The sequence below is a fragment of the Segatella maculosa DSM 19339 = JCM 15638 genome (genome assembly GCF_000382385.1).
Lineage (GTDB): Bacteria > Bacteroidota > Bacteroidia > Bacteroidales > Bacteroidaceae > Prevotella > Prevotella maculosa.
Genome location: NZ_KB908325.1, coordinates 19,149 through 30,850 on the forward strand (window position 1 = coordinate 19,149; position 11,702 = coordinate 30,850).

Below are 11,702 nucleotides of genomic sequence, written 5' to 3' on the forward strand. Positions count from 1 at the left end.
GCCACCCACTTTTCACTCAAAAACCTATCATCTTTCAACACAGAATGCCGCAAAAAGGCACCTATCTTCATCTATCTTTCATAACTATTTGGCAAACAATAATTTACAAACTACGCTCAAAACACACGTATTTCCCCCAAAAGATTTTGAATTTTGAATAACGCAAGCACGCAAAGGCATTTGTAAAAGAAAATCGGAGAGCCCGAACCGTGAGTCAATAAAAATTTAATGGGGAAGAATAAGCTGACAAAAACTATTGCTAAATATTTGCTTTGTCGGCAAAAATGCACTATCTTTGCCTTGGAAACAAATAAAAACGATGATGGAGAAACAAATCGGATTAAACCCCACACAGTTGTATCTGCTGAAGCTGTTTGCCCAAAATGGATCAGAAAAAAGCCTGAATGAACTGAAAAAAGTGCTGGTGGAATACTACCAAAAGAAATTAAACAAGAAACTTAATGACCTTTGGAATGACGGAGTAATAACTCCTGAGAAGTTGGAAGAAATCAAACACATGCATCTCAGGACTCATACCAGCAATTGATGGAACATATTGTTCTTGACACAAATTGCCTTATACTCTGTCTTCCAGAGAAGAGTGCCTACCATAAGGTGTGGCTATCTTTCCTGAAAGGAACGTATAAGTTATGCGTATCCAATGAGATTATGGAGGAGTATGCCGAAATCGTCGGCAGGTTTTGGGGTAAGGACATTGCTGATTATGTAATGAAAGTCATTATCGGAAGCAGCAATACACATTTCTTTACGCCTTATTTCAAGTTCGGCCTCATTACAACTGATCCTGACGACAATAAGTTCGTAGACTGTGCCATTGCTGCGAACGCCCATTTCATCGTAACAGAAGACAAACATTTTGAGGTTTTGAAAGAAATAGACTTTCCACAAGTAGACGTAATAGGCATTGATGCCTTTGTCGAACAACTCAATAAGCTTCCCACAGCGTCCAAATAAGCCCATACAAGTAGTCACTCACTCCCTTTGGAAGGGTCGGGTTGAGCGTCCTACTCATTCTTCCTGTAACTCAAAATAGCCCAAGTGTCGAAGAACAGGGCAAAGACCGAAAGACCAAGCAGTTGGGGAAGAATGCTTTGGAAATCGCCCCCACGCACGAAGACCGTGCGAATGCCTTCAATGAAATAGGAAACAGGGTTGACGAAAGTGGTCAGATAGGCCCACCAGGGCATAGAACGTACGGGCGTGAACAGGCCGCTCATAAGCATCAACACTACCAAGAAAAACCACAAAACGAACATAGCTTGCTGCATGGTTTGGTTGTAATTGGAGATAACTAAGCCGAAACCACTGAAACAAAAGGCCAAAAGCAGTGCCAAAAGATAGACCCATCCAAGGCTTCCCACACATGTAATGCCATACACAAGCCATGCAAGCACGAAGCAAATCGTCATCACTATCAATCCAAGAAACCAATAAGGAATGAGTTTAGCCATGATAAACGAGAACTTACCCACAGGTGTTACGTTGATGGCCTCAATGGTTCCGGTCTCCTTTTCGGCCACGATATTGAGTGCAGGTAGGGCACCACAAACCATCATCAACAAGATGCCCATAAGCGCAGGCACCATGAACAGTTTGCTGTCAAGGTGCTTGTTGTAGAGATACAAGGTGGAAACGCGGTCGGTCAACGTAGAAAACAGAGCGTCAGCCGATAAATGCTCGGTCACAATACGGTTCATATAAGCGGCCCCCATAGCCCCTTTCGTCCCGTTGACTGCATTCACAGCCACGAGAATTTGAGGCTGTTTGCCTTGCATTCTGTCGCGTTCAAAATGGTCAGGAAGCTCGACAATGACATCTGCTTCAGACTGTTCGATGTCGTTCAAAGCGTCACTATATGATGCTTTCTCACCCTTGAAAACGAAGTAATGACTTGCTTCAATGCGATGAACCAATTGCTGTGAAAGTGTAGAACGGTCGTTATCGACAACCACAACCGCGATATTCTTCACCTCCATATTCATCACCCAAGGCATCACACACATGATGAAAACGGGGTAAATCAGTACCAACACCTTGAGAAAAGGATTGCGCTTCATCTGCAACAACTCCTTATATATGAGATAATGTAAGCGCATTTTATTCCAATCTTTTGTTAAACTTCAACAGAGCCGCTGTCAAGAAGACTACCGTCATGGCTGAAAGTATGATAACTTCTTGCGCAATATGACGGAAACCTACGCCCATAATGAGTAGCTTGCGCATGGCGGAAATGAAATAACGAGGGGGCATCAAGGCCGAGACCCACTGCAAAACAGAAGGCATGCTTTCGATAGGGAACATCATACCGCTTAGCAAACTGGTCGGCATAAGCAGCATGATTGCTGATGCTAAAAGGGCAACCATCTGCGTCTTTGCTACCGTACTGATGAGTAAACCCAACGATAATCCCAAGAGAATATAAATGGCTGAGACCAATAAAATGAGCCAAACACTGCCAGCAATCGGCACGTTCAACACATAACGCGACATGAGAAGGATACTCAACAGCACGGCAAATGCTAATACAAGATAGGGCACTGCTTTCGACAAAATGATAAGTAATGGGCGCACAGGAGACACCAACAAGACTTCCATTGTACCCCGTTCTTTCTCACGAACAATGCTGATACTCGTCATCATTGCACAGATTAACATGAGCAACATGCCCATGATTCCGGGCACAAAGTTGTAGGAACTCCTCATTTGGGGATTGTAAAGCATTTTTAAGGAGACACTATTTGGTACTTCAATCCGCATGATATTCATCAGCTGAGTACCCATGATTTGCGAAGCATAATTGCTGTATTGCTGTGCCATATTGGGGTCGGCACCATCTATAATGAGCTGCACTCCACCATGTTTAGTGGCAAAATCGGGGCTGAAAACCACAGCCATATCGGCCTTTTGATTGCGAATGAGACGTTCAGCTTCAGCGGGTGTGTGAACCCAAACCGTCACATTGAAGTATTCAGACTGGTCGATTGCCTCGACAATACGCTGCGTCTGGTGATCGAGTTGTGAGGCAACGACCACCGTACGCACATTGCGTACATCGGTAGAAATGGCGAAACCGAAGAGCAACATCTGCACGACAGGCATGCCAAAGAGTATCAACATCGTACGCACATCACGTGTGATATGCTTAGTTTCCTTGATGATAAATGACCAAAACTCTTTCATGTCTAATCACTTTGCCGAGTAGATTGGCGTGCTAAAAGCGTGAACACACTGTTCATATCGGGCTGATTGAAGCGCGTTTTCAATTCATTGGGCGTGCCAATTGCACTGATTTTACCATCTACCATGATGGAGATACGGTCGCAATATTCGGCTTCATCCATATAATGCGTGGTTACAAAAATCGTTATACCTCGTTGAGCCGCCTCGTAAATCAGCTCCCAAAACTGTCGCCGAGTGGCTGGATCTACACCACCAGTTGGCTCATCCAAGAAGACAATATCGGGCTCGTAGAAGATGCTTACCGAGAAAGCAAGTTTCTGTTTCCAGCCTAAAGGGAGCGACGAAACAATGTCATTGGCATGGTCGGTAAACTGCAAGCGTTGTAGCATTCGGTTGAGTTTAGACTCTATCTCTGCCGATGCCATTCCGTAAATATGGCCGAACAGACGGATATTCTCTGCCACCGTGAGGTCTTCATAGAGTGAGAACTTTTGGCTCATATAGCCGATATGTCGCTTGATTTGCTCGTATTCCGTCGACACACTAAAGCCTGCTACAGTCGCATGTCCACCGGTGGGCTGACTAAGTCCTGTCAGAATGTGCATCGCTGTGGTCTTTCCTGCTCCATTGGCTCCCAAGAATCCGAAGATTTCTCCACGGTGAACACTGAACGAAATGTCATCAACGGCATGGAAATCCCCAAAGGCTTTCACTAAATGCTGCACTTGAATAACATTTTCTTCGGTCTTTTCCGATGTACTTTCTTCATGATGTTGAAGTGCAGGAGGATTGAAAACATCTTTGAACTTCTCTAATATCTCATCAGGACTCCCCACTCCTTTCAACCTTCCTTCATGGAGGAATGCAACACGATTACAGCGCTTCACCTCTTCCATATAGGGTGTTGCGGCAAGGATAGTGATACTTTGACGCAAAGTTTCAAGCATATCCCAAAACTCTTTACGGCTTACAGGATCTACACCTGTGGTAGGTTCGTCAAGAAAAAGGACGGAAGGACGATGCACCAAAGCGCAACATAACGCCAGCTTTTGCTTCATTCCGCCCGACAAAGCGCCTGCCTTTCGTGTTTTAAACCGTTCGATCTGCGAATAGATAGGGGCTATCAAGGCATATCCTTCTGCCACGGTTGTAGAGAAAAGTGTGGCAAAAAACTGCAGATTTTCTTCTACTGTGAGATCCTGATAAAGTGAGAACCGACCGGGCATATAGCCAACTCGCCGGCGAATAGCCTTCATTCCCGTCACCACATCAAAGCCATCAACGGTGGCACTTCCTTCATCCGCCAACAGCAAAGTGGTCAGAATGCGGAACAGTGTAGTCTTCCCTGCTCCGTCAGGTCCGATGAGTCCGAAGATTTCTCCACGATTTACATCGAATGAAACGTCTTGTAAAGCCTGCACTTCATAGCGTTTAGACAGGTGACTAACGGAAATTGACTTCTCCATACATACCGATTTTAATCTTCCCGTCATTCTTTACAGCTACCTTCATGGCATAAACCAAGTCGGCACGCTCATCATCCGTGAGAATTGTCTTGGGCGTAAACTCACTCTTGGAGGCTATCCATGCGATTATACCCGGGTAGCTTCGCTTCTCATTGCCATAGTCTGCAAAGACCGTTACTCGCTGTCCTAAACGCACTTGTTGCAATTGTCGGCTCGTGATATAGGCACGCAAGAAGAGCCGTTCTGTGTCGGCCACCTTGAAAAGCGGTTTTCCTATAACAGCGAACTCACCGGGTTCAGCATACTTCTCCAATACAAAGCCACTGATAGGTGAGACGATATGGCACTTACGCAGCTGGTCTACGACTTGCAATTTCTCTACATCTGCCGTCCCCATTTGGGCTGTCAAGCTACGCGTAGAGGTTCCCAATGTCGCACTTTGTGCCGCTAATTGGCGCTGCAACACAAGCAGTTGGCTACGCGAATCGTCTAAGATTTTGCGGTTAGCTGCCCCATCTTTCACGAGTTGGGTATAGCGGTCGACCTCTTGTTGTGCCTTGGCAACCTGCTGACGTAAGGCTGCAATCTGTGTAGCTGTATTCGGTTTCTGTGCCTGATAGACCATTCTGACGGCACCGATTTGTCGGGCTTTCAGGTAGAGCGGCACGGTATCGATGCACCCAACCTCTGCTCCTGCCATGACTTTTCCGCCTTCCTGTACGTCAAAGCGTAACAATTTACCTGTCTGTTCGGCCGAAACGGTCACCTCAGTAGCCTCGAATGTGCCCGTTGCGTCGAATGTGTTATCTTTATCGCCACATGCCACCAAGAGCAAGGCTGCAAACAAAATGTTCTTTTTCATAACAGATTGTATTTTATGATTATTGATTGATGTTCGTTCGGAGGGCATACAGTGCCTCTATTAACCGGATTTCGTGCATTGAACGCTGCTGGCGTGCCTTTGAAACCGCATTGATATCGCGTAGCATTTCATTGACGCTCTCCGTGCCCAGACGTACTTTCTTCTCGCTTTTGTCGCGGATTTGCTCACGAAGTCTGACGATTTCATCGTCGTGGACAAGCTGTTTCTTCAGCATGGCGATGTTGCCTTCGGTGCTTTCCACCTCTAAACCGTTATTGAAAAGAAAGGTGGCACGCTCGGATTCCACCTGCTGTCGCTCTACATCAAGCCTGCGAAGGTCGTTCTTCCGCGTGTAGAGTGCGCCGATATTCCAACTGAATGTGATACCACCGGCCAGCATTCCATTCTTCATCAAATCGGTTACTTTCGTGTGATATGCGCCCATTCCAAAAGCTTTCAGCGTGGGCATGAGACGTGAATCGAGCTGTTTGCGTTGCGCATTCAATAGCCCTTCACGCGCTTGATAATAGGAAAGCTCTGGCCGAAGCACCTCCCTTGACGACGTTTCCAAGGCAGTGGGCATCTCCAACCGGGTGTCATTACCTAACGATTGACCAACGAACAGCCCCAACATCTTCAGATATGAAAGTCTTGAAGCCTGCTGCGTGTCGAGCAACTGTAAGGCATTCTCCTGCTCAACTGCCACGACATCGACATCACTTTGGTTGGCAACACCCGCTTTTAGCATAGCTTCTACGGTCTTACGGCTTAGAGTTAAGTCCTCTTGCAACAAGCGTGTGTGCTTGATTTGCGCATCCAATAACAAGATACCGAAGTAGAGTTGTTCCACCCGGCGGTTCAAATCATAGAGCGAAACGGCTAACTGTCGATGCTGAACTTCGGCCTGTGCCCGCACCATCTGGCGCTGTGTACGGGTCTGACCACCGTCATAGAGGTTCTGATTGAGCATCACCATGCCCGAAGCCATCGTATTCTTGGTGTCTATTCCCAGCTGTTTCATCGGCCCGCTTACGTCCAACAAATCTGTAAATGCAATGCCACTGACCGACACAGCAACTTGAGGAAGCCACGACTTCGCAGCATTCTCAAGCGTAAAATCACGTGTGAGTTCGATTAAACGATACTGGCTCACGGCGGGATAATTGGCTTCAGCCCGCTGTTTACAAGCCTCCAACGTGAGCGATTGTGCCCACAACTGCAAGGGAAGAACGCAACAGCATATCAATAATTTCTTTTTCATTGTTCTGTCATTTAGTTGCTGCAAAGATAGGACAAAATACATCATGATGTATTATCCTTTTATAGTGAATAATGTTCTTTTCGTAAGATTCGAGGCAAAAAAGCGCTCTAAAAAGCAAAAATCATTATCTTTGCATCATATTTCAACCCAAAAAGAGATGCAAGACAAGCCCGTTTCACTCACTTTCGACCGTTTCAAGGCACTCGTCGAAACCTACAAAAGCAACACACCCAGCAATATTGTCATCACAAAAGACTTCTCTGTGGTCACCGATTTGAGGTATGTTCTCCAAGCAGTACTACAAGTTGGCTCGATATTTCAGCTGCAAGACTATCGCTGTGGCCTGATACGTTCGGGCAAAGCTACGGTTCGTTTCAATCTTCTTGATAAGGAATTGACCTCCGGAACCCTTGTTTTTCTCACACCGGGTACGATTGTTCAGCCCCTCAAAGCATCAAAAGACTTCAACTTAACGGGCATGGCTTGCTCGCCGGATTTCCTGCATTTAGCCTTAAACAACGACTTTCCTGCGACATTCAATAGGCCGATGACCGACGCACAAAAACTACTTTCGTCCACCGAAAGCAGCTTCATTCAGCGCCTTTTCGGACTTCTCCATGAAACGGTTTCGCAACCGGAACATAGCCAACAAGTCGTTAAAAGCATCATTCGCACGATTATCTATCAATATGATTTTCATTTTTCGGTTGTCAAAGAGACTACTACGGAACATTCCAACAATCGAAATATCTTCGAACGCTTCATTTATTTGGTGAACAATCACTGCAAACAAGAGCACCGAATGGCTTTCTATGCCGAGAAAATGTGCCTTACCGACCGCTATCTCGGTACGGTTGTAAAAGCCGTAAGCGGGCAGACGGGCAAGGAATGGATAGACCGTGCGCTGATTACCTCGGCCAAAGTGATGCTCAAACACAGTGACCGCACCGTGGTACAAATAGCAGATGAGCTCAATTTTCCTACCGTTAGCTTCTTTTGTAAATACTTCAAAAGGCTCACAAACCTTACGCCCAATCAATTCAGACAAACTGTACCGTGAAAAAACTTTAGCCGAATTTCGGGCTTATTCAATAGAAAAATCGTATTTTTGTCGCTAAAGAACTATTCATTATGGCAGAAGATAAACTGAGAAAGATGCGCGAACTGGTTGATACACTCAACGAAGCAGCCGACGCATACTATAACGGACAAGGCGAACGCATGTCGGATTATGAGTGGGATGCCATGTTCGACCAACTGAAACAACTGGAAATCGAGACCGGACAGCAGCTGCCTGACTCGCCCACCAACCGCGTGTCGGAAGACAATATCACGGGACAAAAGGAGGAACATGAGTTCCCTGCGCTCTCATTGGCCAAGACCAAGCAACCCGAAGAGCTGGCGAAATGGGCGGAAGGTCGCCCAATTTGGCTCAGTTGGAAGCTGGATGGACTGACCCTTGTCGTCACATTTGACAACGGGAAACTGACGAAAGTGGTGACAAGGGGCAATGGACACGTGGGCACAAACATTACACATCTGGCCCCGGCCATAGCGGGAATACCGTACGAAATCAAGGCAGTAGGCCACGTAGTCGTGCGTGGTGAGTGTGTCATCAGCTATGAAGACTTTGAACAATTCAACATGGAAAGCGACGAAGAATACGCAAATCCGCGCAATTTGGCATCGGGTTCGCTCACCTTGAAAGACGTGGACGAAGTGCGACAGCGCCATCTTCGGTGGATTCCCTTTACGTTAGTCTATACCGAAGAGGCCATCGACTCATGGGGAGCACGCATGGATTGGCTCGAAATGAACGGCATGAAGGCTGTGGAGCGTGAGCAAATCGCACAGCCAACGCTACAGAACATCGAGCGGGTGATAGCCCGATGGACAGAGAAAGTGACCGATAAAGAAAACCCATATCCTGTAGATGGGCTCGTTATCACCTATGACGACACGGCCTTTGCACAGACGGGAAGCGTCACAGGTCATCATGCCACGCGTGCAGGTTACGCTTTTAAGTGGCAGGACGAGCATGCCGACACAACGTTAGATCACATCGAATGGAGTTGTGCGGCCAGCACCATCTCGCCCGTGGCAGTCTTTTCGCCTGTCGAACTGGAGGGAACGACTGTGAAACGCGCCTCACTCTGCAACATCAGCGAGTGCGAACGGCTCGGCATCGGCAGCCGGGGAACACGACTGAGCGTCATCAAAGCCAACAAAATCATACCGAAAGTAATCCGCGTCGACGAGAAAATCGGCGAATTGGAGATACCGGATTGCTGCCCTGTTTGCGGTGCACAGACACGCATTTCCATCAGTCCTGCCAGCGCAACCAAGACGCTTCATTGCACCAACGCCAAGTGTCCGGCCAAGCAACTGCGCAAGTTTGCGCGCTTCGTGAGCAAGGAAGGCGTCAATATCGACGGCATTTCAGAACAGACAGTGGCCAAGTTCATCAACTTGGGTTGGGTGAAAGAATATGCCGACTTGTACAGATTGAAAGACCATGCCATGGAGATTGCAGCGATGGAAGGCTTCGGCGAGAAGAGTGCGCGCAATTTATTGCGTTCCATTGAGAAGGCCCGCGATGTGGAAGCACGGCGTTTTCTCTATGCTTTGAGCATTCCGTTGTGCGGTCAAGACGTGTGCAAACGCTTGTTGGGCGCCTATCCTCTGCGCGAAATCATCAACATTGCCAGCGGTAAAAGTGACAAAATAGTACCCGGAGGTGATACTCCTTTCGCACTCATTGCGGGCATCGGACCGGAAAAGAGTAACCGCATTGTGGAATGGTTTCATGACGAAGAGAACCTGATGATGGTTGAAAAGCTGCTCGGGCAGGTGCGCGTGAGCCAAGAAAGTAATGAGCCGAGCGGCGAGAAGTGCAAGGGATTGACTTTCGTTGTGACCGGCGACGTGACGCGATATAAAAACCGCAACGAACTGAAAGCCTATATCGAGGGCCAAGGGGGCAAGGTGACGGGTAGCGTAAGCAAGTCGACCAACTACCTTATCAATAACGATGTGGCCTCCGTAAGCACCAAAAACCAAAAGGCACGGCAGTTGGGTATTCCCATCATCTCCGAGTCGGAATTCATCGAACGTTTCGGAAACGAATAGCAAGAATGCCCCATCTGGCTTGCCCAATCGCAGAAAAAGCATTACTTTTGCAGGCATGAGAATAGACATTATAAGCGTCCTCCCGGAGATGATTGAGGGATTTGTAGACGAATCCATATTGGCACGGGCACAGAAAAAAGGCTTGGTAGAAATCAAACTTCACAATCTTCGCGACTACTCACGCGACAAATGGCGTCGCGTTGACGACTATCCTTACGGCGGAAGCGCGGGCATGGTGATGCAGTGTGAGCCGATTGACCGCTGTATCTCGGCCCTGAAAGCCGAGCACGACTATGATGAAGTAATCTATACCAGCCCCGATGGCGAGCCATTCAACCAGCACATAGCCAACGATCTCTCGCTGAAGGGCAATCTGATTATCCTTTGTGGTCACTATAAAGGCATCGACCAACGCGTGCGCGACCACTTGATTACGCGCGAAATCAGTATCGGAGACTACGTACTCACGGGCGGAGAACTGGCAGCAGCAGTGATGACAGATGCCATCGTTCGCCTTATTCCCGGCACAATCAGCGACGAACAGAGTGCACTAAGCGACTGTTTCCAAGACGATATGCTGGCTGAGCCCATCTATACGCGCCCTGCCGACTACAAGGGCTGGAAAGTTCCCGACATTCTGCTAAGCGGAAACGAGGCAAAAGTGCGCCAGTGGGAGTTCGAACAAGCCATGGAACGCACCAAGCGACTGCGTCCCGACCTGCTGAAATAGTAGGCTTACAGAAGCCTAACAGCCATAATGGCGATGGGGCGGACGCACGAGTCGTGCGTCCGCCCCATCGGAATGGAAACATAGACATAGGGTTATTTGAGCGGATGCACGGGCCATGCGTCCCTACATTATTCGAACTGATATTCAACGACTTACACCTTGCATTTCAATTCCACCCATTTTACCACACAATCTCAACCATATTGCACGCTAAAATGGCTGAGATCGCGCGGTAAAATAGGTGAAGTCAGAAAACAAGATGGCTGAAAAGAAAAGCCGGACATCACTGCCCGGCCTGTTTATATCTAAAATGATGAACCTTCATTTAGAAGTTCTCAGCTGCAACTTGGAAGAAACTCTTCGGATGGTTGCAGACCGGACAAACCTCAGGGGCTGATTTTCCGATATGAATGTGGCCACAATTGCGGCATTGCCAAATGCGGTCGCCGTCCTTGGAGAACACAATACCTTCTTCAATGTTCTGCAACAGTTTGCGATAACGCTCTTCGTGACGCTTCTCAATGGCCCCAACGCCACGGAATTTAACAGCAAGTTCGGGGAAACCGTCCTCGATTGCCTGCTTAGCCATGGCATCATACATGTCGGTCCACTCGTAGTTTTCGCCCGCAGCTGCGTCGGCAAGGTTCGTAGTTGTCGTGGGAATGTCTCCCTCGTGCAAGAACTTGAACCACAGTTTTGCATGCTCTTTCTCGTTAAGAGCAGTCTCTGTGAAGAGCTCTGCAATCTGCTCATAGCCGTCTTTCTTGGCCTTTGAGGCATAATAAAGATACTTGGTATGCGCCTGACTCTCGCCTGCAAAGGCCGTCATTAAGTTCTGTTCAGTCTTCGTTCCCTTCAATGCTTTGGGGTCGAATGCCTTAAACTTTTCAGCTTTGGCATGGCATACGGGGCACGATTCGGGTGCTTCCGTTCCCTCATGAATGTACCCACAAACGGTACAGATGAATTTCTTTTTCATAATGTTCTTGTATTAATGTTTTTGTTTTTGTTGATGCAAAGTTAGTTCTTTCTTTTCAGATTTGCAAAAGATGG

The 11,702-nt window shown here is 47.5% G+C and carries 11 protein-coding genes; 5 read left to right on the forward strand and 6 right to left on the reverse strand.

Annotation, left to right across the window (positions count from 1 at the left end; translation table 11 throughout):
* Positions 1–319: 319 nt before the first annotated feature.
* Together H164_RS0107550 and H164_RS0107555 are read left to right on the forward strand one after the other, a co-directional pair.
* A complete protein-coding gene (locus H164_RS0107550) occupies positions 320–547 on the forward strand; it encodes a hypothetical protein (protein ID WP_008566091.1) in 228 nt (75 codons plus the stop codon).
* Entirely contained in the window at positions 547–975 is a 429-nt protein-coding gene (locus H164_RS0107555) for a putative toxin-antitoxin system toxin component, PIN family (protein ID WP_019968051.1), read from the forward strand. Before H164_RS0107550 ends, H164_RS0107555 begins: the two co-directional genes overlap by 1 nt.
* 50 nt (positions 976–1,025) lie before the next feature.
* On the opposite strand, the gene H164_RS0107560 is transcribed toward H164_RS0107555, so the two are convergent.
* The 5 genes from H164_RS0107560 to H164_RS0107580 are packed head-to-tail and all read right to left on the reverse strand — an operon-like array spanning position 1,026 to position 6,790.
* Positions 1,026–2,117, reverse strand: a complete 1,092-nt coding sequence (locus H164_RS0107560; RefSeq protein ID WP_019968052.1) for an ABC transporter permease — start codon at positions 2,115–2,117, stop codon at positions 1,026–1,028.
* Between the two features lies 1 nt (position 2,118).
* On the reverse strand, positions 2,119–3,201 hold the full coding sequence (locus H164_RS0107565; RefSeq protein ID WP_019968053.1) for an ABC transporter permease: 1,083 nt from the start codon (positions 3,199–3,201) through the stop codon (positions 2,119–2,121).
* A 2-nt stretch (positions 3,202–3,203) separates the two neighbouring features.
* Positions 3,204–4,667, reverse strand: coding sequence for an ATP-binding cassette domain-containing protein (locus H164_RS0107570; protein WP_019968054.1), 1,464 nt, complete (start codon positions 4,665–4,667; stop codon positions 3,204–3,206).
* Positions 4,645–5,529 (reverse strand): HlyD family secretion protein, encoded by an 885-nt coding sequence (locus H164_RS0107575; RefSeq protein WP_019968055.1) that lies wholly within the window; start codon positions 5,527–5,529, stop codon positions 4,645–4,647. Before H164_RS0107575 ends, H164_RS0107570 begins: the two co-directional genes overlap by 23 nt.
* A gap of 19 nt (positions 5,530–5,548) precedes the next feature.
* Positions 5,549–6,790: a TolC family protein gene (locus H164_RS0107580; protein WP_019968056.1), complete on the reverse strand. Its 1,242-nt coding sequence runs from the start codon at positions 6,788–6,790 to the stop codon at positions 5,549–5,551.
* Between the two features lie 157 nt (positions 6,791–6,947).
* Here H164_RS0107580 and H164_RS0107585 point away from each other — a divergent pair, with 157 nt between their 5' ends.
* The 3 genes from H164_RS0107585 to trmD all read left to right on the forward strand — a co-directional run bounded on the left by H164_RS0107585 (position 6,948) and on the right by trmD (position 10,649).
* Positions 6,948–7,850 carry a helix-turn-helix domain-containing protein gene (locus H164_RS0107585; protein WP_019968057.1) on the forward strand — a complete coding sequence of 301 codons (903 nt, stop codon included), beginning with the start codon at positions 6,948–6,950 and terminating at the stop codon, positions 7,848–7,850.
* 71 nt (positions 7,851–7,921) lie between these two features.
* Positions 7,922–9,919 (forward strand): NAD-dependent DNA ligase LigA, encoded by a 1,998-nt coding sequence (gene ligA, locus H164_RS0107590; RefSeq protein WP_019968058.1) that lies wholly within the window; start codon positions 7,922–7,924, stop codon positions 9,917–9,919.
* A gap of 55 nt (positions 9,920–9,974) precedes the next feature.
* On the forward strand, positions 9,975–10,649 hold the full coding sequence (gene trmD, locus H164_RS0107595; protein WP_019968059.1) for a tRNA (guanosine(37)-N1)-methyltransferase TrmD: 675 nt from the start codon (positions 9,975–9,977) through the stop codon (positions 10,647–10,649).
* 325 nt (positions 10,650–10,974) lie between these two features.
* On the opposite strand, the gene rbr is transcribed toward trmD, so the two are convergent.
* Complete coding sequence (gene rbr, locus H164_RS0107600) at positions 10,975–11,628, reverse strand: rubrerythrin (RefSeq protein WP_008566079.1); 654 nt, start codon at positions 11,626–11,628, stop codon at positions 10,975–10,977.
* Positions 11,629–11,702: the final 74 nt, after the last annotated feature.

Bases quoted from the DNA above. Each gene is read 5' to 3' on its own strand.
- H164_RS0107585 (WP_019968057.1), top strand. From the start codon at position 6,948: ATGCAAGACAAGCCCGTTTCACTCACTTTCGACCGTTTCAAGGCACTC.
- H164_RS0107580 (WP_019968056.1), bottom strand. From the start codon at position 6,790: ATGAAAAAGAAATTATTGATATGCTGTTGCGTTCTTCCCTTGCAGTTG.
- ligA (WP_019968058.1), top strand. From the start codon at position 7,922: ATGGCAGAAGATAAACTGAGAAAGATGCGCGAACTGGTTGATACACTC.
- trmD (WP_019968059.1), top strand. From the start codon at position 9,975: ATGAGAATAGACATTATAAGCGTCCTCCCGGAGATGATTGAGGGATTT.
- H164_RS0107560 (WP_019968052.1), bottom strand. From the start codon at position 2,117: ATGCGCTTACATTATCTCATATATAAGGAGTTGTTGCAGATGAAGCGC.
- rbr (WP_008566079.1), bottom strand. From the start codon at position 11,628: ATGAAAAAGAAATTCATCTGTACCGTTTGTGGGTACATTCATGAGGGA.
- H164_RS0107550 (WP_008566091.1), top strand. From the start codon at position 320: ATGATGGAGAAACAAATCGGATTAAACCCCACACAGTTGTATCTGCTG.
- H164_RS0107565 (WP_019968053.1), bottom strand. From the start codon at position 3,201: ATGAAAGAGTTTTGGTCATTTATCATCAAGGAAACTAAGCATATCACA.
- H164_RS0107570 (WP_019968054.1), bottom strand. From the start codon at position 4,667: ATGGAGAAGTCAATTTCCGTTAGTCACCTGTCTAAACGCTATGAAGTG.
- H164_RS0107555 (WP_019968051.1), top strand. From the start codon at position 547: ATGGAACATATTGTTCTTGACACAAATTGCCTTATACTCTGTCTTCCA.
- H164_RS0107575 (WP_019968055.1), bottom strand. From the start codon at position 5,529: ATGAAAAAGAACATTTTGTTTGCAGCCTTGCTCTTGGTGGCATGTGGC.